This is a genomic window from Paenibacillus sp. J22P90 (assembly GCF_059692195.1).
This window is the reverse complement of sequence record NZ_JCAUAY010000004.1, coordinates 148,381-170,984: the sequence shown is the minus strand read 5'-3', so window position 1 is coordinate 170,984 and position 22,604 is coordinate 148,381. Positions and strand designations below refer to the sequence as shown.

Here is a 22,604-nt window from a genome sequence, read left to right as displayed (position 1 = left end):
CGGAACGTCCGGGGCTTGTTGACGTGATCCTTCATTCGGCTTCGACATGGTGAGGCAGCTCCTTTCCGAATTGGGATTGGAATATTTCGACATAGACCCGACAGCTCTTCAATAATGTCTCGTGGGTGCCAACACCGACAATTTCACCGTTGTCCATGACTACAATTTTATCCGCATCCATAACGGAGGTAATGCGCTGTGCAATAATCAAGCAAGTGACACCAGAGGAGAATGCCTTGAGCGCTGCTTTAATTTTCGTCTCAGTCGCCGTATCAAGTGCGCTTGTACAATCGTCGAGAATCAAAATGTCTGGTTTCCGAACGAGAGCACGTGCGATAGAGAGACGCTGCTTCTGGCCGCCGGACAAGTTCACGCCGCGCTGACCTAATCTTGTTGCATACCCTTCGGGGTAACCTGCAATAAAGCTATGTGCCTCTGCCATCGTAGCGGCGTGCACAATCTCTTCTTGTGTTGCTTGCTCATGACCCCAAAGCAAGTTCTCTTCAATTGTACCGCTGAATAAAATCGTTTTCTGCGGGACAATGGCAATGCGATCACGCAGCTTGACAGGGTCCAACTGACGGATATCCACACCATCTACGCTGATTGAGCCAGAGCTTGTATCATAGAAACGGGAAACGAGACTCACGAGGCTGCTTTTGCCAGATCCCGTAGAGCCAATAATTCCAATTGTTTCACCAGGAAGGCAGGTCAAATTAATATTTCTGAGCACAGGTTCTCCTGCAGCCCCTTCATAGGCAAATGACACATTCTCAAAATCGATTCGACCTCCTGGACGTTGAGCAGGTAGATCGGCATTAACATCCCATGTCATTTCATTTACTCGATTAAATACTTCGCCAATCCGATTGGCCGATGCTTTCGCGCGAACAAACATATTGAACACCATGGAGATGGTCATCAAGGCAAACAAAATTTGCGTCATGTAGTTAACGAACGCAACGATATGCCCAACCTGCATCTGTTGGTGATCAACTCGCCAAGCGCCAAGCCAAAGCACGGCAACGATTCCGAAATTAACCGTCAATAGAATAGAGGGATTAAATATTGATAGCAGCCTCGACACTTGAATCGATTTATCTTGGTAATCGGTATTGGCCTTTTGAAACTTATTAGCCTCGTATCCAAAACGATTGAACGCTTTGACAACGCGAACGCCAGACAAATACTCCCGCATAACCCGATTGACGCCATCCAGCGCCTTTTGTACACCAACAAATCGGGCAAAGCCTACTTTCAAGTTCAGTGCCACGAGCACGCCGACAATTGGAACGACGATAAGAAGCACAACCGAGAGTTGCGGATTGAGACGCACAGCCATGATCAAACTCCCAATACAGAGGAGGGGGGCTTTAACGAAGATGCGCATTAGACCATTTACAAAGTTTTGCACCTGTGACACGTCATTCGTTAAACGTGTAATTAATGAGGCGCGCTCGAATTGATCAAGGTTCGTAAAGGAGAGTGCTTGAATTTTTTCAAACAAATCTCTTCGAAGCTCCGTACCGAATTTCTGAGAGACATGGCTAGCTACAATATTTCGAAGCGATGCAGAAACAGCCCCGAACGCGGTAATTAGCAGCATCACACCACCCATCCGAAGTACATAATCAAGTCGTTTCTCTGCAACACCTACGTCCAAAATGTGAGACATCATCGTCGGTTGAAGCAAATCGGCAAACGCTTCCATACTGACAAAAAAGACAGCAACCAGAAATAGCTTCCAGTGCTTACTGGCGTATTTCTTCATAAAACCCATCGCGTACACTCCTTTTTCCGTGGTCAACCTCTCACATTGAACGATACTCCGATTTGAGTAATTTGTCATCCATAAATGATGAGAAAGGGAGCGGCAAATTAGTAATTCAACCTCACTGATGTACAACTAATCATAGACATGGTAAAATAATACACAATAAATTGAATTTTTAAATCGGATATAAATTGGTAGTCAGGGGGAATTTGAGGTTGGTTAAAGGTCGTAAGTCATTTCGAGATCGCTTAAATGAGATGGTAGGTACGCTTCGTAAAGAAATTATGCAGGGCACGCTGCAAGCTGGTGATTTTTTGCCCAGTGAAATAGATCTATCGAAAAAGTTCGACTTGAGTAATCTGTCTGTCCGAAAAGGGCTGCAAACGCTTGTAGAGGAAGGCTATATCACGAAAATTCCATCTGTAGGCAATCAGGTCATTGAGCATTTTAAACAACAGGGAAGCCAGATCCGATTTGTTTATCCTGCAGATTTGGAAGAATCGATTCAAATTTCTGCGCTTTTAGATCAATTTGAAGCACGATATCCGCATATTGGAGTTCAGCGCATTGCAGAAAGCAGTGACTATACATCCGTTCTTCGTTCTCGACTGCAGGAAGGGCAAGTGGATGTAGCCTTGTTAAGTGACTCTGTCTTCTACAGCCTAACCTCAGAGCAAGATGCAGCCCATTATTTTGCCCCAACGCCTCCACTGGAAGGACAATATCGCATGCTGGCGCAGAGCTTTAGCAACGAAGGAAGCTTATATGCGTCTCCGTTTGCGTTCTCACCATTAGTGCTTTGTTACAACAAAGCTCATTTCCGGGAGATGTCGCTTTCCATGCCGGATTCAAGCTGGACATGGTCTGATCTAGCAGAGAACGCTAAGCTGCTTACACAGCCGAATACGAAATTTGGTTTCTATTTCTACACGAGGTCTCGCAACCGCTGGCCTTTATTTTTGATGCAAAATGGGGTTGAAGCACCAAGCGATCAAGAAGGATCTATCCAGCGTTGTGTCGATCAAATCAAAGAGGGGCTTCACGAGTACCGTCGTGTATTGGACGGACCCATGATGTTCCCGCATTTTCTAGCCAATGCACCGTTACCGCTTACGCCTGAAGCGCTCTTCGCCCAAGGGAAGCTATCGATGATTATTACGTCATATTTTCATCTCAACCGCTTGCTGGATCTAAAGGGCATCGACTTTGATATTGCACCTATTCCTCGCGGCAAAGAGGCGAAGACACTGCTTATTACGTTCGGATTTGGGATTTCGAATCGTTCGCAAAATAAAGACGAAGCCGCCCTGTTGGTGCAATTTTTAACATCATATGAATCGCAAATCAAGCTTCGGCTGCACACAACGAGCATTCCTGCCCTGCGCAGTGCAGCAGAGTTAGAGGGAGCGGAAATGGCATTCAGTCGCTATACCATGTATCGGGATATCGTGCCAACCTATACCTCGATTAAAGAGATGGGTCTATCATCCGAAAAGCTGGATAAGATCATGGAGGCCGCACAACTCAATTGGTCGATGCTTGAGGATGAGGCGATGTTAAATCAGCGATTAACAGACATTTTGAAACAAATGTAATGCAGTTTATATCCAATTTATATTTATGTTGACATTACAAATAGATTGGTGTAATTTATGGATTAAGAAGTAAATATAAATTACATGTAAATCGGAAGGGGGATTACATGAAACGTCCGATGTCGAGCCGTCTCTTCGACTGGATGAATGTTTGGCTATTGGCCGTGATTTCGGTGACGATGTTATTTCCGTTTTTCTACATCTTCTCGGTTTCATTCACGACACTGGAGGAATATTTGCACAGTGAAGTGCTGCTTTTGCCACGGGTATGGGTGACGGATGCGTATCAGTATATTTTAGGCTCAGATACATTCCTTCATGCCATGTGGATTACAATTATCGTTACGGTGATCGGAACGGTAATTAATTTATTGTTCACCTGCACATTTGCTTACGCGTTAACAAGGAACATGTATGGACAAAAGGTGATGCTGCTGCTAATCCTTTTTACCTTACTGTTCTCTGCAGGCATTATTCCAACTTATCTTGTTGTGAAGGCAACTGGGCTATTAGATTCAATATGGTCCTTAATCTTGCCGGTCGCGATCGCCCCGTTTAATCTGATTGTCGTTCGTCAATTCTTCCTCAATATTCCTAATGAATTGCATGAAGCGGCGGTCATAGATGGGGCGAATGATTTAACCATTTTCAGCAAAATTGTGTTACCTCTATCTAAGCCAGCTTTAGCTGCATTTTGCTTATTCTACGCAGTCACCCATTGGAACAACTACTTCACAGGCATCCTCTACATCAATAATCCTTTTTACTGGCCCATTCAGGTTATCCTACGTCAACTTGTCGTTCAAAGCGATTCCAAAGCATTAACAGGAATGGATCTCGCGATGGTTGAAAATCCACCACCTCCCGAAACGATTCAAATGGCGGCTATACTCGTTGCTACGCTGCCGATTCTGCTTGTTTATCCATTTCTGCAAAAGCACTTTGCAAAAGGCGTCATGCTAGGCTCAGTTAAGGGCTAGCTTCCATTCGTTAATATAAAAAGGGGACGTGACCAATGAATCGTAAAAAGATATTTGTCGTGTTATTGACTACAAGTGTATCGCTTGCAGTAACTGCCTGTTCCTCCACTTCAACGCCATCCACTACTACAGCGCCTGCTGCTTCACCAGCAAATAATAGCCCAGCGCCTACTCAAGCAACAGCGAAGAAAATTACCATTACTACCATGAAGTTGATTAATGGCGATGTTCCACCACAAAACAGCAAAGCCATTCAAAAAATTAACGAGAAATTTAACGTTGATTATCAACCAGCACTGGTGCCAAGCGGTTCCTACGCTGAAAAGTTGAATGTAACGTTAGCGTCAGGCAGTCTTCCTGATGCCACATTGCTGCCTACGGCTGATTTAACAGATCGATATAGCAAATTCGCGAAGCAAGGTGCATTCTTAGCGTTGGATGACTACATTAAAAACTATCCATCCTTTAAACTTGTTCCGGACTATGTGTGGGATCAATTCAGAGTTAATGGAAAGGTGTATGCGATACCGGGCTATAATCCTAATTTCGGTTTTACGGTTGTCGTGCGAAAGGATTGGCTGGACAGCTTAGGTTTAAAGGCACCGACTTCTTACGAGGAGCTTAAGAAAGTTGCGATTGCTTTTACCAAGAACGATCCAGATAAGAACGGCAAAAATGATACATACGGACTCGCGATCGGGAAAGATATCAATTGGCCAATTCCGATGGGCGCCTATTGGGATCCTGATGCATGGTACCACAAAGACGATAAGGGACGTTTCATTCCAGGCATCGTTGCTGATGCACGCAAAGAAATGATTCAATGGTTCAGTGACCTTTATAAAGAAGGGGCCATGACCAAGGACTTTATAACTTTGGATTGGGCAGCGACGAATAAAGAGTTTTATTCTGGTAAAGCAGGGATTTTCATTGGAACTCCTCGCGGGATGTCCGAGCAATATATGGATGGTTTGCTGAAGATTGAGCCGAAAGCACAATTCCTGCCATTAGAGCCGTTCACAGCGCCAGACGGGTCGAAAGGCTTTACCGCCAGCCGTGGTTTTGCGAATATGACTGTCATTTCTGCGCAAGCTGGTAAAGATCCAGATAAGGTTAACCGTATTCTAAGCATGTTGGACTTCAGCCGTAAATATTATCCGAATGACCAAAAGAACGAGAAAAACAAAGATTTTGATTTCTTGAGCGGCGGAATTGGTGAAGGTTATGATCTCGCAGATGGCGTTGGTGTCGTAAAACCAGCATCGATTACACAGGGACTTGTGCCTGTAACATACTTGCTCGATGGTGTTATGGTTCCGGTGAAGGATACGGATGTGGACTATCCTGCCCAATACAAACTTCCTCAGCTTAAAGAATTAACTTCGACGATTTCCAAATCGTATGCACAATTAAAGTTCTATCAAAACCCTAACTATTCGGTCATTTCACCCACAGAGATTTCGAAAGGTGCAGAAATGAAGAAATATCTACTTGATGAGCAGTCAAAAATGATTGCCGGCGTTCGTCCTATTGCAGATTGGAGCAAAATGGTCGAAGAATGGAAAACTAAAGGCGGAGAAGCCATGATTACGGAAATCAACGCTGGCATTAAAATCAAAGATGCAAAAGAAGCCTGGAAATGAGGAAATTAGGCGTCGCTCCATGCGGCGCCTGTTCCTACCATCAACTATTATGGAGGGCTAGCCGTGTACACTTCTCTGGGTCGTCCTTGTAGAAATTTTAATATTTTAGCTAAAACCGTCATGATTGATCCAAAGGATGGAAGAGAAAAGCTGGTACTTTCCAACTTTGTTGCTGGGGGCACTGGATCGCTCATTCTCATCGACACCGAAAGTCACACACATGAAGTTATTCCTCTGCCTGGCGATGAGGGGGCTTGGGGTCTTGTCAATTGGAAGAATGAAAAGCTGATCGTGGGAACTTGCCCGAATTATGCATATCTGCATTGCCTTGATTTGCAAACCCGTGAATGGGCGACACCGTTATCAGACCCAGATGAGAAGTATTTCTGGGATTTAACAGTTGGCTCAGATGGCAATGTATATGGAGGAACCTGGCCAGGGTGCCGGTTGCTTCGTTACGATCCGAACATTCATGAATTGCACAATCTCGGCCGGGTGTCAGAGAACACTAACAATCATTACAGCCGTCCTGTATATGGCGGTCTGCCCGGTACAATCTTTGTTGGCGGCGGCTACAGCGAATCTTTCTTAAAGGCTTATGATATACAAAAGGGTACTTTTCAGCCCATCGATGCACCTGGCTTTGCCGTTCGGGAAGCGAACAGCGAATTCATTTGCTTGGAGAAAGAGAAAGAATTGCAATGGTATGATGCAACTACTTTTACGCGTATAGCGGATCTTGATCCAGAGCGATTAACTCAAAATGCGATCATACTTCCGAACGGTCAAACGTGTTTAGTCATCGCGTTGGCCAATGGACGGTACGCCGGTGTTCGGGGCCAAGATTATTTTATACTTGAAACACGTTCGGATACGCCTATTTTACAACGGATACCTTCTGAGCCTACGCCAACGCGCATATTCACGCTAATGACAGATGCACATGATCGAGTCTGGGGAGCCAGCGGATTCGGTCAAACGATTTTCCGGTATGATCCAGTAAAGGATGAAGCTTGGAACTCGGCAACCGTCTGTAATGCAGGTGGTGAAGTGTATGGCATGGTAGCTCTAGGAGAGCAGCTTTATTTATCTGCGTATGTCGGTGGAGATCACATCATTTACAACCCTGAGCAGCCATGGGACCAATTGAATAATCATAATCCGAAAATGTTAAAAGCAGCCTCACCAGACTATATCAGGCCGGAGGGGCGCAGCGTCATGGGCCCAGATGGCGGCATCTGGACAGGATGGTCAGCCCGATATGGTCAATATGGCGGTGCTTTGAGTCGAATCGATCCAAACACGCAAGAGGTGCACATTTGGGGAGAACCCCTGAGCAACGGACAGCAAGTTTGTGGACTTGCAGCCGATGCTCGCTATCTATATTTGGTAACGAATGGCGGGGCGAGTGGACTTCCGTTTCGTGAAGTCACCTGTGGCTTCGGCGTCTGGGAGCCAGGAGTTGGTCTTGTTCATCAAGCCACTTTCGCAGAAGAGGAGCAAGTCGGTAATGCGATTGCAGCCGGAAGTTTGTACGTTTTCGTTCGAGCTGGCAAATCGATCCATGTCTTTGACCCGAATACATTAGACTTCGTCAATCAGATTCCGACAGAGGAACCGTGCAGTTGGCTGATCCAAGGGGATGGAGAGCATATCCTTGCGTTTTGTGGAAATGAGGCGCTATGGATCAATGAGCGCACGTCACAGATTGTGAAGAGAGATCAACTGCCGGGATCCGTACGGGCAGCTGCTCGCGCTTCATCGGGCGTTATCTATTTTGCCATAGGAGACACATTATACAGCTTAAGAAACACGATAGGGAGGGACACCTCTGTTGACACAATCATTACGCAGAAGACTGTATAAAGATCGATACCTCTTTCTGCTTGCGCTGCCCGGCATTCTTTATTTTCTCATATATAAGTATCTGCCTATGGCAGGCATTGTGATCGCTTTTCAGGAGTATAGTCCCTTTCTAGGCTTTATGAAGAGCCCATGGGTTGGCTTCGATCATTTCCAAGCATTATTTGCTGATAAAGAAATGACGAAGGTGATGTGGAATACGTTGGTTCTGTCCGTTATGCAAATCGCGTTTGCCTTTCCGGCACCTATTTTGCTAGCGTTGATGTTAAATGAACTGCGGAATGATTTGTATAAACGATTCATTCAAACGGTGGTTTATTTGCCTCACTTTTTATCCTGGGTATTCGTCGTAGGTATCTTTATTATCTTTCTGCGTGGCGAGGGACTCATTAACAATTTTCTGGAAGTTTACGCGAATCAATCAGAACCGATTGGCTTTCTTTCGAGCCCAGCCTTCTTCAGACCATTGATCGTGTTGCAAGTCATCTGGAAAGAGGTAGGATGGGGGACGATTTTATTTTTAGCGGCGTTAGCTGGTATTAATCCTGATCTGTACGAAGCTGCCACAATGGATGGCGCGAGTCGCTGGCGTAAAATTTGGCATGTTACATTGCCTGGTATTCGCAGTACGATCATCATTTTGCTCATTATACGATTAGGTCACGTGATGGATAGCGGATTTGAACAGCTGTTCCTCATGCGGAACGCCTACAATAAAGAAATTGCTGAGGTTTTGGATACCTATGTCTACTATAAAGGGATTGACCAATCCAATTATAGCTTTGCTACGGCAGTAGGTTTGTTTAAAGGGGTTATCGGTTGTATTCTCGTGCTCGGCGCAAATCGTATTGCCAAAAAATACGGCGAACAGGGGATATATTAGGAGGGACAAACAGAGATGAACATGGTGAAGCTAGGAATCCTTAAGGATGAGGCTGCGGTTAGGCGCAGGCTAAGTTATGGTCTCAACTGCTATGGCAATTATATGGCAGAGATCCTTTCCCATGCAGGGATTCCCTACGAGTGGGTGGATGTAGCGACGACGAAATTTCTCTCATCCTTCGATATGTTGATTGAAGCTCATCTGGATGAGGAAGCTCATCCTTTTGATGAAGAATTATGGGCCTTTGTAGCACGAGGAGGAAGACTGATCTCTTTCGGAGGCTTGAATAAATGGGCAAAAAGATTAGGTTGTCTGCGAACTCCCCATTTGCCAGTTGGTTATGCTCATGTAGGGTCTGCTCAAAATGCGGGAGAATTGCTGCGTTTTATCAGTGCTAACCCTTGGGCGATTGTGGATGCTCATACGGTAATAGAGTCAAGTGGATCCGTTAAGGCTTACACACCAGATGGGAAAGATGATGGCTATCTGTATTTAAAGTTCGCCGTTGGGCAGGGCGCGATTGAGCGTTGGAGTGTTGACATACCAAAAACGGTTGTCAGTCTTCAGCAAGGAGAGGAACCGATACTCGGAGATGGCGTACCCGCTGCGGATGGGACTGGCAATGTTGACGAGGGGATTCTGAAGGCGGATGATGGCAGCGCTCTCCATTGGGAGTATGATCGTCAAATGACCGAAACTGGCGGGAAGTATTTTGCTAAACCGTATGGGGATCTATGGCGGGAAGCCATCATATCTCGTTTGATCAGCTCTGCGCTGCAGATGGGGAAGACATTGCCTTTTGTCGATATGTGGCCAGATGGCATTGATCATGTATTAACGATTTCCCATGATAGTGATGGCAATCTCACGTCCCAAGCGACGGCAGCCTTAGAATTATTGAGAGAATTAGGCATTCGTTCAACATGGTGTATGTTGGAGCCGGGATATTCAGACGAGATTTATCGTCAAATTAAAGAAGATGGGCATGAACTTGCCTTTCATTATAATGCGCTGGACTCCCAGCGAAGTGAAGCCTCAATACAAGGCAAAACGTGGAATGAGGCTGAATTTGACAGGCAGCTTCAACTATTGAAGCGAACGGCAGTTCTTTCCTCCGTTGTCACGAATAAAAATCACTATACACGGTTCGAGGGCTGGGGCGAGTTGTTCGAATGGTGTGAAAACCAGGGGATTGAAATCGATCAAACCCGTGGACCGAGTAAACCTGGCAACGTTGGTTTTGCCTTTGGAACCTGTCATCCTTACTTCCCAATAGCCAGAAGTCAGGATCAGAATCGCTTCTACAATGTGCTGGAGCTTGGCTTCCTAACACAAGATATGGATTTGAAAGGTTGGGCGGACAGCTCAATCATAATGCCATTCCTAGAGGAAGTAGCCCGCGTGCGTGGAGTAGCTCATTTTCTCATCCATCAGCTGCACATTGAGGCACAGCCTCTTGTTCGCGACTCTTTCCGAAAGTTAGTTAAGGAAGCCCGTAAACGTGGATTTGTTAGCATGACAAGTGAAGAGATTAATGCTTGGGAACGGAAACGGCGCAAAATTGTTATTCATGGATTTGATGCTAAAAATGAGCTTATGGTCGAAGGCGCAATGACGGAAGCTGTCATTTGTGTTCCGATTGCGACTGAAGCTACAAATGTGGACGTACAAAGCGGTTCCATCATTCAGCGATATGGTCATCCCTGTTATAGAAAAATTGGGATCGGAATGGTCGGCGTTTAACGAGGAGGACTAAAAACGAATGCAAACATTTATGGCAAACGTACTAAATATCCTATCCGACGTTATGCTCACGCAGGCAGATGCCATGAAGCGTGGGGCAGAGGTGTTAGCCAATGCATTGGTAGCCAGTCGGCGTATCTATGTTTTCGGCACGGGTCATTCTCATATGTTAGCGGAGGAAGCCTTTTATCGTGCGGGTGGGCTCAAAGATATCATACCCATTCTGGAAACCGGCCTCATGCTGCATGAAGGAGGAACGAAAAGTACAAAGCTTGAAAGACTGGAGGGGTATGCCTCGGTCTTATTAGATACCTATCAGGTTTCGCAGGGTGACGTGCTGATCGTGGCTTCGAACTCGGGCCTTAATGCGGTCCCCGTGGAAATGGTGTTAGGCGCGAAAGAACGCGGGGCAACCGTGATCACGATAACCAATTTAAAGCAATCCATGCAAGAATCGCCAAGGCATTCCAGCCAAAAGCGTGTGTGCGAAATAGCGGATATTGTCATCGATAACTGTGGCGTGATTGGCGATGCCTCTGTGTTTATCGAGGGGCTGCAGCAGTATGTAGGTCCTACCTCCACAATTATTGGGGCATTTATCATGAATGCCATCATCGTTCAAACCGTAACCAATTGTCTGGAACAAGGCTTTGTCCCGGAGGTGTATGTTAGTGCCAATATTGCAAAAGGTGATGCACATAACGCTTCACTTTCAGATCAGCCGTCGGCTGGTAAGGTCGACATATGATGAAGTCGTATGTGGCTGGCATTGACGGTGGGGGTTCCAAAACCGAAGCACTGCTTGTAGATCTACAAACGGGAGAAACGAAACGGTTTCTTAGCGGTGGCATGAACGCACTGACTGATGATATCGAAGTCGCACAGACTCATCTGCAAGAAATCATACGGGAGATGGCAGCCTGGGTTCAACAGAACCATGGAACTCTCCAGCATATTTGCATCGGCTCAGCTTCTATGATTCATGAGGAAGAGCCGGATTGGTCCGTGAATCAACTGGCGGGGTACTTTCCTCAGACGAAGATTAAAGGTGTAACAGATGGTCGTATTGCATTAACGGGCGCTTTAGATGGTTCGCCAGGGGTTATTGTGGTCGCAGGTACGGGTTCTGTGGCCTATTCCTTGGATGCGACGGGGACGCTCAAGCGAAGTGGAGGCTTTGGTCCAATCTTCGGCGATGAAGGCAGCGGCTATGCAATTGGCCGAGATGCGCTGCAGGCGGTTGCCATGGCGATGGATGGCAGAGGAGAATCGACGCTGTTAACGGAGCGACTGCAGCAACTGCTATCTTTTCATAATGAAGCTACGTTGATCGAAAAAGTATATGGCGGGATGACTAGAAAGCAGATTGCTGCACTTGCGCAAGAAGTCGGTAGCTGTGCTCAGGAGAATGATCAGGTTTCTCTTCGGATACTCGGTCTTGCGGCCCAGCAATTGGCCATCCATTATTTACGCTTAATTGAACAATCTCACTGGCCACAGCCCCCTAAGTTGTCCTATGCAGGTGGTGTTTTCTGCATGGGCGCAAGCATATTGAAACCTCTCTGCGATTACCTCGGCACATGGGCAAAGCTCTTAGTGCCTCCGGAGCATGCACCTGTTGTTGGGGCTGTTATGCTGGCTAAGCGGGAATTGGGGGATGCGGGATGAAAATAGGTTTTGCCAAAATGGATATTACACCATCGCTCCCAGTTACGCTCGGGGGCTATGAACATCGGCAACGCCAAGCAGATGGCGTGCATTCGAGACTATATGCGCGTTGCATGGCAGGTGAGTCGGATGGCTTAAGATTCGCACTAGTAAGCCTAGATTTGCTTGGTGTTGATCAAACATTGCGCGAGGCGGTTTGTCGGTTAGCCGCTGAGCGCCTCCATATTTCCCCGCATCAGATTAGCTTAATTGCAACGCACACGCACTCTGCGATCGACGGTCTCCCCGATGTGCTGCACAAAGGGTTATGGACGACTGAATCAGCTCACGTTCCAACCGCTTATAGACAATGGCTAGTCTACTTAATTGTGAATGGGATTAAAAAGGCTCTGGGAACAAGTAGAGAAGTGACTATGCAATGGTCCGTATCTACATGCGAAGGCATCGCTTCAAACCGTCGGGATGCATCCGTGGAGGCCGATTCTGACGTTCATCTATTAAAGGTGTTTGATTCTCAATCACAAGAAACATTGGGTGGACTTCTCCATTTTACGTGTCATCCAACGGTTATTGGTCCAGCAGAAGCTGTGATTTCAACAGACTATCCAGGCGTGGCCATTTCAAATTTAGAACACGCTTATGATGATAGTATTTTCTTATTTGCCAATGGAGCTGCGGGGGATATTTCAACTAGATTTACACGACAAGGAGCAGATGCAGAAGAAGCAGAACGGATGGGCAAAAGGCTTTACAACAGCTTGCAAACAAGCCATCCTATTGCAACCACGATAAGTTATGTCAACTTAAAGAATGAAAGTATGCAAATGAAAGACCAACGTACAGGAGAGATGCTGCTAGCCTATCTTCAGTGGATTGATCTAGGCGGGATGCGACTTTGGCTAATTCCGGGTGAAATTTTCTCCAGTTATGCAAGGGTAGCGAAACAACATCGTCAATTAATTGTTGGTTATGCCAATGGATATATCGGGTATATTCCAGATGAGAAGGCATGGGAGCAGGCCGGGTACGAAGTTGATGTATGCCGATTATCTCAAGATGATTGCGAGCTCTTTGTTCACTATGCAAAAGAGTCGTTTTAGGATGTTATGAAGATGCCTAGTAGCTTGAGAGGGGGGATGTCACAGTACATTGTACACATCACCAAGATGAGACTGTCACGTCGTTAGGTCTTATTCGGTTATGGATTACAATCGCTCAAAGGAGGTTATGAAGAATGAATCGAAAGGTAAGCGCGTCCGTTATTATGCTTTTTATCGTGTCATTGGTATTTGCGGTTTTCCCGGCATCGGCAGCCGATATGTTAATCACGAATTACAGTTTTGAAAGCGGGACGTCCAGCTGGACACAAGCCTACGGCACGACTGGTATAACAGCAAGCACTGAGCAAGAATACACAGGGACGCAAAGCGCCAAGATTGTGGACACGAGTTCAACGGCAAATTTGGGACTTGAAAGTGTGAAGCTAGATGCGACAGCGGGAACGACTTACCTTGCTTATGCAAAAGTTTATGTCGCCAGCGGTAACGTTGACCTGTATTTACGATTTTGGAATAGCAGTGGTTCGGTGATCGGAAACGGGATCGTCAACGTATCGTCGCCAACGAATCAATGGACGACTGCGCAAGTGAAATATACGGCGCCCGCCAATACGACTAAAGTTTCCGTACTGCTTTACTCAGGTATAGCGTCCGTCTCGACTGCGTATTGGGATGATGTTTTGATAACCAAAGAATTTACGAATCTAGGTAATCAAGTTGTTCATACATCAACGCTTGGAACGACTTTCGGTATCAACACAAGCCAAGATAAGATCTATACCGTCGGATCAGGTTCAGCTGGAAGCGATGCGATGATGTCCATCATCGATGCGGATACGAGCGCTGTGGTTGCCAATTATCCACTTACTGGTGCGCTTGGCGCATGGGGGGCGACAACCGCAACCGATGGTAAGATTTATTTCGGGGGTTACTCCAATGGTCACGTCTACCGGTATTCACCAGGCGGTACATCGGTAACTGATCTCGGTTTATCCTACACGGGCGGCGAGAACATCTACGCGGTAACTGCAGGGACAAACGGCAAAATTTATGGCGGTGGGTTTGGGGACGCAGGCTTTTTTAAATATGAACCGAGCACTGGTTTCTCCATGATTAATACGAAGCCTATTTGGGCGAGTGAAGAATATGTGCGAAGCCTAGCCTATGATGCTGCTAACAACGTAACGTATATCGGTACAGGCACGAACGGTGCTTTAGTTCGATTTGATAACACGACCGGCGCGAAAACAAACATTTTACCATCGGCCTATGCGGGTGAAACATTTGTCTATGAGTTGAACTTTACAGGCGGAAAGCTGTTTGCAGGGTTGCGCCCAAGTGGAACGGTATTGGCTTTGAGCATTGATGCGAGCGGAAATGCGACCTTGGACGCGACACTGCCTGCACTCCCATCTCCAGCCAATAACGGAATCTCCTACTATGTGTTCGGCGGTCAATTGTACGCGTATGACCTTGCAGCAAAAACGTCGACCAACCTTGGTGTGACAGCTGATCTTGGTGCCAATAAATATGGCTGGGTTCAACTGGCTGACCAGACGAATTATCCAGGCACCTCACTTGTGGTGTACGGGTCAAAAGATGGCCGCATGAGCCTGTTTAAGTACAACCTTCAAACTGGCAATTCAAGCATTGCTGTTGTCAGCGGGATGCCGGAGCTTACGACGATTATTAATCAAATTGGGGGAGGTTCTGACGGCAAAATCTTCTCGGGTGGATACTTGGATGGCGGTATTGGCCGATATACGCCGATGCGAGGCGATGCCAACGAAGGTTACCCTGACGAAAACTATGCAGCACCTTTTCAAACATACAGCTTCTTAGCGTTAAATGGTTTGACGTATTTTGCTTCTTATGGAAGTGCGAAGCTGTGGAAGTTCGACCCCACGTTGAGTTGGTCCACCACCAATCCGACCCTGCTTTTTGATCAAAAAGCTGATGGCATGGATCGTCCTGTGGTTATGATCAGCGGTGGTGGTAAAATTTTCATGGGCAATGTAGCCGAGTATGGCAGCTTGAAGGGTGGATTAACGATCTATGACCCCGTTAGCGGCACGCGTACTTTGAAAAAAGATATCGTCACGGATCAAAGTGTAACTGCTCTGGCTTATCATAACGGTAAGATCTACGGAGGGACGTCGATTAAAGGCGGCAATGGTGTACCTCCAACGCAAACGCAAGCGAAGCTTTTCGTGTACGATGTGGCTACCGCAACGAAAAGTGCTGAATACACGCTCCCAGTTTCCGGTTTGACAGGCATCACGGGTATGAACACAGTCGACGGCAAAATATGGGGCATGGCTGAAGGGTATTTATTCATCTTCAATCCTACCACGAATACGTTTGACTACTTCCAACAAAAGTTCCCAAGTGTGGATTATAACGGAGCAGGTACGTGGGTGGATGCCACATTGCTCACTGTCTCCAAAGATCCTAGTTACGTATACGGCACGATCAATGGAACTTACCTGTTCAAAATCAATCGTTCCACGAAGGCCGTAACGACGATTAGCAGCAGTGGCGCCTATTTCTTGGCTGCTGATGCGTATGAGAACTTGTATTATCTGTTGCCTGGCCATACGGAATTGATGAGATACGCTTATTAGAAGAAACCTAAGCAGTTCCCACGGTTGATGTGGGCTGCTTAGGTTTTTATTTTGTGGGTGATCGTGTAAAATGACAGCATATAGTTCTAACGTTGAAGGAGTCGATGACCGAGATGAAAGCTATTAAAGTACGTCCTTTTGTGCCATCAGGTGCAGATTACCCACTTGCCATTCAATTTTATTCAGACCTTGGATTCGAACAAATATACTCTGCAAATGATCTTACGATATTTAGGTTTGACGAAACCGAATTTCACTTGCAAAACTATCAAAACGTAGAATTGCAACAAAACTATATGTTGGAATTATGTGTCCAGGATTTGGATGGTTGGTGGCAGCATATTCAGAACACAGGGATCGTAGAGAAATATAAAACTAGAGTAAAGCCTCCCCAAATTCAACCCTATGGTAAGCGCGCAATTCACCTTATAGACCCTGCTGGCGTACTTTGGCATATAACGGAATAATACGAGAAAAGGCTGCCAATATGGCAGCCTTTGCGCTTGTAACGCTAGTTTTTACCTATCATTAAAATGCTCTGCAAGGGAAGAATGGCTGTCTATCTATTAGAAAAATAGCCAATAAATCAAATAGAACTAAAGGAAGAATGAAAGGGAGAAAGGAAATTTGCGCATCTTTACCTTTTCGTGCCGGCTTTAAATAGACTTGATTGCTATCTACTTTCACAATGGTTCCTTGGAATGTGCCTTGTGTCGTTCGGATCACAACTTCTCGATTGAGGTACTTTTTACACATCTTATAAGATTCTGTTCGCTTCAAAATGAAGACCCCCCTTCTAGCTTTATTATTCTAGTATATGTTCGTCCACTAGAAGGAGTGTGTGTTATATTCAACTATTCATTTCATTCCTATTTTTATATTGTTGAGGCGTCAACCCAGTCTTTATCTTAAATAATCGACTAAAATAGCGCAGATCCTGATAGCCAATCATTTCGGCTATTTCTGCACAACTTAGCAGTGAATTGCGCAGCAGATCGCAGGCACGATTCATTCGTTGCAACAGGATATATTCATAGGGAGACACTCCTAAAGTGTCGGTAAAGACAGTCCGATAATGACTAACGCTCAGATGTTCCAGGTCCGCCAGCTGATTTAATGTCAATTGTTCATGAAAATGCTCATGTGATAGGCCTTACATCCATGCGCCTTTTGCCACGGGAATTGTTTTGCCGCCGACATGAATCGTAATGTGCTCATTATCCATGTATGCGCGTTGATACAGAATGGAAGGGCGATTCACTTCGAAGCCTTGTTCCACGCGAATATCGATGGCGTCTTTGCCGAAATAACGGTGTTTGATTAAGTAGCCAGCCAAGTCCCCATTCGCACTGCCCGTTGCTGGGTCTTCAGGAGCGCCATAATAATCTCCGAAAACTCTAGAGTTTAACTGGTTGCTGCTATGATACGTTTTCGGGCAAAAGACGAGGATCATTTTAGCTGTAAGCTGCTCGATTAATTGGAAATAGAGCTCACGATTTACTTTGCACAATTTCACTGCTTCAAGATTGACTAGCGGCACGATAAGCGCAGCCAAGCCTGTTGAAACCTCTTGAATCGGAAAGCGGGTATCGATGGAAGAGAGGGGGAGGCCAAGCATACTTGCAACAATCTCTGCATCGACAATCTGACCGAAAATTGGTCTCTGTTGCTGCATCCACGCCATTCCGCTCGTATTTGTATCGAAAGTGACGGGAATTGTTCCGACTTTAAGCTTAAGTTTGATCTGATCCACTGGCTTTCCGATGATCTCATTTTGAATGACGAATGCTGTGCCTAGCGTTGGGTGACCTGCGAAGGGAACTTCCTCACTCGGTGTGAAAATACGAACTTCATAGCCTTCTTCAGAGGGCTTGTCCGACAGTATAAACGTTGTTTCCGAGTAATTTATTTCACGCGTAATCGCGAGCATTTCTTCGGAAGTTAAGTGTGCTGCATGTCTAAAGACAGCGAGTTGGTTGCCTTCATATTTATTTTCTGCAAATACATCAACAATGGAAAAGGTAAGGGGATTAACGGTCATATCCTCAGCTCCTATCTACGAAATCATATATTGAATCTAACATAAATTTGATCAAAACCCCCTAAAACTGAGAATTTCGACGAATCGTATTAAATGCTATGCAAAAGGAGTGAGTCACAATGGCGACTAATTACAAACGTTTCCTTCAACATCAAATCGAAAAAGCGAAGTCCAGCGCTTCAGAATTTATTTCTTCAAGAAGTGATGAACCTAAAGAAGGCATCATAGAACTCAATCCGCAATCTTATGTGGAGCTTCAAGCAATTGCAGACATGCAGCAAACAACGGTGGAAGCGATAGTCAACGATATCCTTGTCCAATATTTAACAAGCGCCACACACGAGTTAACTCCCATTTCAGTTGATCAAAAAGAAGAGAACCCGCTGCTATATTTGGATGCGATTTGTAAAAGACAAGATTAAGGAGATCTGACATATGAATGATCACGTGAGTACGCACGATGCTATTTTTATAGATGATACAGCTTTAGCCGCACTAATGAACCCTGAGGACCCCCGGTATTTGAAAGCTCGTTCCTTATTTCTCGATTTTCATGATCTTGAACGTAATTACGTAACGACCAATTCCATTATATTCGATCTTCATGAATGGCTTCGCAATGAGTACAGCTATGAGCAGGCGGAATATTTCTTAAACGCGATTGAAAAAGCCGTGAGTAAAGGCAAGCTTGCGGTGATCTCCAGCGGACACGAATTTGAGAGAGAATCGCGCAGACTCATTATCGATAGACCCGAGCTCCGGTTCTCGCTCAGCGAAGCCTATACAGCTGTGACGATGTCCTATTATCAAGTAAAACGCATCTTTACATTCAATCGGAATCTCAAAATGCTCGCTCAATTGGATAAAGATATTCGGATCATCCCATCTCATTAAAAGATTTGATTGACTTTACTATGTTTACCTTAAACAGATCTGTGACATTCACCTCTATTCTGAATAGTTTAGAGAAGTTGAATTCGCCCGCGAAGTGCAGCGGGTAAACCGCGAGTTTCCACATTCGTATAATTTGTTATTCGGTACGACGTGCTGTTCATGTGGCGTGGCATATGACCGTGGAAGTTTGTTGAAGTATTGATGAGAAATGTGAGAGTGCTGCCTTTTGGGCAGCACTCGTTGTGTTTGTAGTATATAGATCAACCCAACCTAACGCATTTATTCACTGCTCACCAACACTTTTTTCTCCCAGGCTCGGCTTCTCCAGCGGAAAAGTAACACAATCCCTCGCAACGCTTCGTCCAAGATGAACACACACCACATACCAACTAACCCGTATCCCAAATGCAGGCCTATCCAATATGTGAGCGGAACACATAGTCCCAGGATTAGACTACCGCCAATTAGGAGTATGAATCGCGCATCACCCGCAGCTCGCAGGGCTTCTCCTATAATAATGTTCAAGCAACGGACTGGCTCTAGAAGAAATCCAAACGTCAGCAACAGAGCACCTAATGTAATGATTTCAACGTTGTCGGTAAACATACCAATCAACTGTTTCCTAAACACTACGGTCAAAGTGACCGCGGTAAGCGAAAGAAATAGGCTAAGCAGCAAACTGCGAAACAATTGCTTGTAAGCTTCCTCTTTTTCACCTGCACCTACCAATCGACCAATGATGATTTGAGTCCCGCGACCCAAGGAAATGGCTAGCACCATAATGAACGTCATAATATTTTGCGTATAAATCCGAGTGGAAAGCATCTCAGCTCCAAGCTGAGTGATAAAATATGTCGTCATCAGTTGACTTATTGAGTAAGTGAGCTGACTTCCGGCAGTGGGAATACCGATGGATAATATTTTCTTCATTTCTGTGAATCTCGCTTTGAAAAAGTCCCTGAAGGATAAATTCAAGCGAACGATTTTTGTTAAAATCATGCTATAGATAACTAGTCCCAGCAATTGGCTGAATACTGCCGATATAGCGACACCGGGAATGCCGAGCTTTGGAAAGCCGAAAGGACCGAAAATAAATAAAATGCTGCCTGTCAAATTGATGAGATTGATTCCTAGGCTGACCGACATTGTATATCTTGTGTAACCATGCACCTGTGTTATGGCTGCAATGGTTAGATTGATGGCTTGAATAAATAAGGCACTTCCAACGATAGAAAGGTATATGCGCGCCTGCTCTAGTGTCTCTGGTTCCAGACCGAAAGGCTGGAGCAGCTGTTTGCTGAAGAAAACGATACACAAGCTAATCAATAAGCCGAAAATACTATTCAGCGTGATGGCTCCAGCGGCGAACTTTTTGACATCTTTAATTTTATTCGCGCCTAAATATTGTGAAATAACAATGGCCGATCCGGTTGAAATGACTTGGAGCAGCAAGAATAAAAAAATAATGAGCTGATTACTAACGCCTACCGCTGCAACAGCTTCATCCGACACATGACTCACGATAAACGTATCAGAGATTCGCATAAACACTTGAAGTGACGATTCAATAAATATTGGCCATGTAATCGCAAACAAGCTTAATTTCTTAGAATACGTCATGGGGGAAGGACTCCTTCGATACTACACGATATGGATCTTCTCTTTATCTTGAGGTATGACGGAACCGTTTTCATTGCAAAAGTTGGGCAAATGATTGCTTAAATTGACTCGTAATGGAAGCTTATCGAAATACAAGAAAGTCAGATGATTCATTTCCTGTTTATGGTAAGATTAAGTAACGTTAATTATGAAATGATAGATTCAAACATTAAACAAGGTAGGTGCTTTTATGCTATTGATCAAAAGAATTACGGATAGTGATATTCTAGGTTCTGAAATCCCTGAAATTTTAGATTACGTATCGCGATATGGATCTAGAGGTGTTTTAGTTGATGACAAGTTGAATGTTGCGATGATGTATATGTCAGAAATCAACTTATACAAGCTACCTGGCGGAGGGATAGATCAAGGCGAGAATAGTGAGGATGCATTTTTACGGGAAATCAAAGAAGAAACAGGGTATGAAGCTGAAATTATTCATGAATTAGGCTATATCGAGGAACATAAGAACAGAAATGATTTTATGCAGTTTTCCTACTGTTATATTGCAAAAGCGCACAATTATCTTAGTGATACAAACCTAAGTGAAAGCGAAATGCAACTTGGCATGAAGGTTGAGTGGATGACACTAAACGCTGCGTTAGAAGTGATGAATGAGTCTGCTTTAATTTGTGATGATTATTCGACTAAATTTATGATTTTACGAGAAAAAGCTATACTTGAGAGAGCGGTTGACATATTAAATGCAAAAGATAATGGGAAATAGATCATATTCGAGAGAAGGAGGTAATAAATTCTGAAGATACACGGTAGAGAAGTTGTATTCAAAGCTTTATCTGGAAGCATTAATAGAAATCTGAATGATGAAAAATCCGACAGAGATATTAAATTATTTGTTTTGCCAACATTTGAAGATCTGTATTCTGGAGTGGTCTATAAGAACTTTACTACTTCTGAATCTGAAGATGTCGAGATCCACGATGTTAGAAAGCTGGAGAAATTACTTTATAATTCCAACTTAACATTCTTAGAGCTGCTATATTCAGTAGAAATTGAGACATTCAATATATATGAAATAAATAAGATTGTTGAAATGAGAGATGAAATTTCTAGGATAAACTTAAATAATTTATTCAATAGCTGCTTTGGTATGTACCATGGACAAATGAAGGATTTACAAAATCCAAACTCGGACTTGCAGAGGGCAATTATAAATAAACATGGCTACAACACAAAGAAGGCGATGATGTCACTTCATTTTTTAAATTTTATTCAGCGTTTTTATGATACGGATTTTGCTGATTTTGCATCATCCATTTATTATGAAAATTCTGAGAGAGAATTTATGCTGAACATTAAACAAGGTGGATTAACATTTGAACAATTTTCAGGTTTGATAACAGATATGGAGAAAAAGGTTTTGCAGCTAGAGCCGCTATATACGATGCATACACCAAATGAAGAAACAAATAAGAAACTACAGCAATTACTTAGGAATTTAGTGTTGGGTCAACTTTTGACCTTTAAGGAACAAGAGGATTGTTGAATCAATTGTTGAAATAAGTAGAAGATATAAAAAAATTAGGGGTGAAGATTTGAATCCAAAATTCAATCATTCAAAGTTCGTGGTAAGAAAACAGATTCTTTCTTTAGTTGGCGCTAAAATTGATATTTTCGATATGAATGAAAGGGCAATTCTGTTCTCCAAGATGAAAGCCTTCAAGCTGAAGGAAGACATCCGTATATACGGGGATGAAACTATGCAAAAAGAGTTGATCAGCATTCAAGCGCGAAGTGTTATTGATTTCTCCTCCATCTTCGACGTAGTTGATGTTGAAACTGGTCAAAAGGTTGGTTCTTTGCGACGCAAAGGAATGAAGTCGATCTTCAAGGATGAATGGGCTATTTTTGGTCCTAATGATTCGGAGATCGGATTAATTAAGGAAGATAATGCGCTGTTTGCTCTTTTGCGAAGGTTTCTGACGAATTTGATTCCTCAAAATTACATCATAGAGATGAACGGAACTATGGTCGCGGAATTCAAACAAAATTTCAACCCGTTCGTCCAAAAGCTTGACCTTGATTTCTCCGCAGACAACAACAAGCTTGATCGTCGCTTAGGCTTAGCCGCCGCGGTGCTATTGATCGCCGTAGAGGGTAATCAGGGATAGTAGCATCCGGGAATCTATATGGATTAACATTGAAGAAGGCTGCCGAA

General features: G+C 44.4%; 20 protein-coding genes and 1 pseudogene. 16 read left to right on the top strand and 5 right to left on the bottom strand.

The features are described from left to right. Positions 1–31 precede the first annotated feature (31 nt). Positions 32–1,780: an ABC transporter ATP-binding protein gene (locus tag AC58UX_RS15020; RefSeq protein ID WP_497253990.1), complete on the bottom strand. Its 1,749-nt coding sequence runs from the start codon at positions 1,778–1,780 to the stop codon at positions 32–34. 209 nt (positions 1,781–1,989) lie between these two features. Here AC58UX_RS15020 and AC58UX_RS15015 point away from each other — a divergent pair, with 209 nt between their 5' ends. The 11 genes from AC58UX_RS15015 (at position 1,990) to AC58UX_RS14965 (ending at position 16,298) form a co-directional block, all read left to right on the top strand. Continuing rightward, positions 1,990–3,369, top strand: coding sequence for an ABC transporter substrate-binding protein (locus AC58UX_RS15015; protein ID WP_497253988.1), 1,380 nt, complete (start codon positions 1,990–1,992; stop codon positions 3,367–3,369). Between the two features lie 107 nt (positions 3,370–3,476). Further along, a complete protein-coding gene (locus AC58UX_RS15010) occupies positions 3,477–4,349 on the top strand; it encodes a carbohydrate ABC transporter permease (RefSeq protein ID WP_497253986.1) in 873 nt (290 codons plus the stop codon). A 35-nt stretch (positions 4,350–4,384) separates the two neighbouring features. Beyond that, entirely contained in the window at positions 4,385–5,992 is a 1,608-nt protein-coding gene (locus AC58UX_RS15005) for an extracellular solute-binding protein (protein WP_497253984.1), read from the top strand. Positions 5,993–6,055: 63 nt separating this feature from the next. Continuing rightward, positions 6,056–7,858: an NHL repeat-containing protein gene (locus AC58UX_RS15000; RefSeq protein ID WP_497253982.1), complete on the top strand. Its 1,803-nt coding sequence runs from the start codon at positions 6,056–6,058 to the stop codon at positions 7,856–7,858. Further along, positions 7,827–8,738: an ABC transporter permease gene (locus tag AC58UX_RS14995; RefSeq protein ID WP_497253980.1), complete on the top strand. Its 912-nt coding sequence runs from the start codon at positions 7,827–7,829 to the stop codon at positions 8,736–8,738. Before AC58UX_RS15000 ends, AC58UX_RS14995 begins: the two co-directional genes overlap by 32 nt. A gap of 15 nt (positions 8,739–8,753) precedes the next feature. Further along, a complete protein-coding gene (locus tag AC58UX_RS14990) occupies positions 8,754–10,481 on the top strand; it encodes a polysaccharide deacetylase family protein (RefSeq protein WP_497253978.1) in 1,728 nt (575 codons plus the stop codon). A 19-nt stretch (positions 10,482–10,500) separates the two neighbouring features. Continuing rightward, positions 10,501–11,229: an SIS domain-containing protein gene (locus tag AC58UX_RS14985; protein ID WP_497253976.1), complete on the top strand. Its 729-nt coding sequence runs from the start codon at positions 10,501–10,503 to the stop codon at positions 11,227–11,229. After that, a complete protein-coding gene (locus tag AC58UX_RS14980) occupies positions 11,226–12,149 on the top strand; it encodes an N-acetylglucosamine kinase (RefSeq protein WP_497253974.1) in 924 nt (307 codons plus the stop codon). The genes AC58UX_RS14985 and AC58UX_RS14980 overlap by 4 nt, the downstream gene beginning before the upstream one ends. Further along, entirely contained in the window at positions 12,146–13,249 is a 1,104-nt protein-coding gene (locus AC58UX_RS14975) for a neutral/alkaline non-lysosomal ceramidase N-terminal domain-containing protein (RefSeq protein WP_497253972.1), read from the top strand. Before AC58UX_RS14980 ends, AC58UX_RS14975 begins: the two co-directional genes overlap by 4 nt. Before the next feature lie 134 nt (positions 13,250–13,383). Next, positions 13,384–15,831: a carbohydrate binding domain-containing protein gene (locus tag AC58UX_RS14970; RefSeq protein ID WP_497253970.1), complete on the top strand. Its 2,448-nt coding sequence runs from the start codon at positions 13,384–13,386 to the stop codon at positions 15,829–15,831. 113 nt (positions 15,832–15,944) lie between these two features. Then, complete coding sequence (locus AC58UX_RS14965) at positions 15,945–16,298, top strand: VOC family protein (RefSeq protein WP_497253968.1); 354 nt, start codon at positions 15,945–15,947, stop codon at positions 16,296–16,298. Positions 16,299–16,359: 61 nt separating this feature from the next. Here the strand turns inward: AC58UX_RS14965 and AC58UX_RS14960 are convergent, their stop codons facing one another. The 3 genes and pseudogenes from AC58UX_RS14960 to AC58UX_RS14950 all read right to left on the bottom strand — a co-directional run bounded on the left by AC58UX_RS14960 (position 16,360) and on the right by AC58UX_RS14950 (position 17,872). Continuing rightward, positions 16,360–16,611 (bottom strand): hypothetical protein, encoded by a 252-nt coding sequence (locus AC58UX_RS14960; RefSeq protein ID WP_497253966.1) that lies wholly within the window; start codon positions 16,609–16,611, stop codon positions 16,360–16,362. Positions 16,612–16,681: 70 nt separating this feature from the next. Continuing rightward, a pseudogene (locus tag AC58UX_RS14955) lies at positions 16,682–16,963 on the bottom strand (helix-turn-helix transcriptional regulator); the annotation flags it as partial. 21 nt (positions 16,964–16,984) lie between these two features. After that, positions 16,985–17,872: a PhzF family phenazine biosynthesis protein gene (locus tag AC58UX_RS14950; protein WP_497253964.1), complete on the bottom strand. Its 888-nt coding sequence runs from the start codon at positions 17,870–17,872 to the stop codon at positions 16,985–16,987. Between the two features lie 119 nt (positions 17,873–17,991). Here AC58UX_RS14950 and AC58UX_RS14945 point away from each other — a divergent pair, with 119 nt between their 5' ends. Both AC58UX_RS14945 and AC58UX_RS14940 read left to right on the top strand, forming a co-directional pair. Beyond that, a complete protein-coding gene (locus AC58UX_RS14945) occupies positions 17,992–18,294 on the top strand; it encodes a hypothetical protein (protein WP_497253962.1) in 303 nt (100 codons plus the stop codon). A gap of 13 nt (positions 18,295–18,307) precedes the next feature. Further along, positions 18,308–18,766: a type II toxin-antitoxin system VapC family toxin gene (locus AC58UX_RS14940; protein ID WP_497253960.1), complete on the top strand. Its 459-nt coding sequence runs from the start codon at positions 18,308–18,310 to the stop codon at positions 18,764–18,766. Positions 18,767–19,045: 279 nt separating this feature from the next. On the opposite strand, the gene AC58UX_RS14935 is transcribed toward AC58UX_RS14940, so the two are convergent. Further along, positions 19,046–20,386: an MATE family efflux transporter gene (locus tag AC58UX_RS14935; protein WP_497253958.1), complete on the bottom strand. Its 1,341-nt coding sequence runs from the start codon at positions 20,384–20,386 to the stop codon at positions 19,046–19,048. Positions 20,387–20,615: 229 nt separating this feature from the next. On the opposite strand from AC58UX_RS14935, the gene AC58UX_RS14930 reads away from it, so the two are divergent. The 3 genes from AC58UX_RS14930 to AC58UX_RS14920 all read left to right on the top strand — a co-directional run bounded on the left by AC58UX_RS14930 (position 20,616) and on the right by AC58UX_RS14920 (position 22,557). Further along, positions 20,616–21,152 carry an NUDIX hydrolase gene (locus AC58UX_RS14930; protein ID WP_497253956.1) on the top strand — a complete coding sequence of 179 codons (537 nt, stop codon included), beginning with the start codon at positions 20,616–20,618 and terminating at the stop codon, positions 21,150–21,152. Between the two features lie 27 nt (positions 21,153–21,179). Continuing rightward, positions 21,180–21,932 (top strand): DNA polymerase beta superfamily protein, encoded by a 753-nt coding sequence (locus AC58UX_RS14925; protein ID WP_497254862.1) that lies wholly within the window; start codon positions 21,180–21,182, stop codon positions 21,930–21,932. A 163-nt stretch (positions 21,933–22,095) separates the two neighbouring features. Next, entirely contained in the window at positions 22,096–22,557 is a 462-nt protein-coding gene (locus AC58UX_RS14920; protein WP_497253954.1) for an LURP-one-related family protein, read from the top strand. The last annotated feature ends 47 nt before the right edge of the window (positions 22,558–22,604 follow it).

Coding starts and splice junctions, on each gene's coding strand:
- AC58UX_RS14975 (WP_497253972.1), top strand. CDS start 12,146: ATGAAAATAGGTTTTGCCAAAATGGATATTACACCATCGCTCCCAGTT.
- AC58UX_RS14945 (WP_497253962.1), top strand. CDS start 17,992: ATGGCGACTAATTACAAACGTTTCCTTCAACATCAAATCGAAAAAGCG.
- AC58UX_RS14980 (WP_497253974.1), top strand. CDS start 11,226: ATGATGAAGTCGTATGTGGCTGGCATTGACGGTGGGGGTTCCAAAACC.
- AC58UX_RS14965 (WP_497253968.1), top strand. CDS start 15,945: ATGAAAGCTATTAAAGTACGTCCTTTTGTGCCATCAGGTGCAGATTAC.
- AC58UX_RS14990 (WP_497253978.1), top strand. CDS start 8,754: ATGAACATGGTGAAGCTAGGAATCCTTAAGGATGAGGCTGCGGTTAGG.
- AC58UX_RS15005 (WP_497253984.1), top strand. CDS start 4,385: ATGAATCGTAAAAAGATATTTGTCGTGTTATTGACTACAAGTGTATCG.
- AC58UX_RS14935 (WP_497253958.1), bottom strand. CDS start 20,386: ATGACGTATTCTAAGAAATTAAGCTTGTTTGCGATTACATGGCCAATA.
- AC58UX_RS14930 (WP_497253956.1), top strand. CDS start 20,616: ATGCTATTGATCAAAAGAATTACGGATAGTGATATTCTAGGTTCTGAA.
- AC58UX_RS14940 (WP_497253960.1), top strand. CDS start 18,308: ATGAATGATCACGTGAGTACGCACGATGCTATTTTTATAGATGATACA.
- AC58UX_RS14950 (WP_497253964.1), bottom strand. CDS start 17,872: ATGACCGTTAATCCCCTTACCTTTTCCATTGTTGATGTATTTGCAGAA.
- AC58UX_RS14985 (WP_497253976.1), top strand. CDS start 10,501: ATGCAAACATTTATGGCAAACGTACTAAATATCCTATCCGACGTTATG.
- AC58UX_RS14970 (WP_497253970.1), top strand. CDS start 13,384: ATGAATCGAAAGGTAAGCGCGTCCGTTATTATGCTTTTTATCGTGTCA.
- AC58UX_RS14920 (WP_497253954.1), top strand. CDS start 22,096: ATGAAAGCCTTCAAGCTGAAGGAAGACATCCGTATATACGGGGATGAA.
- AC58UX_RS15020 (WP_497253990.1), bottom strand. CDS start 1,780: ATGGGTTTTATGAAGAAATACGCCAGTAAGCACTGGAAGCTATTTCTG.
- AC58UX_RS15010 (WP_497253986.1), top strand. CDS start 3,477: ATGAAACGTCCGATGTCGAGCCGTCTCTTCGACTGGATGAATGTTTGG.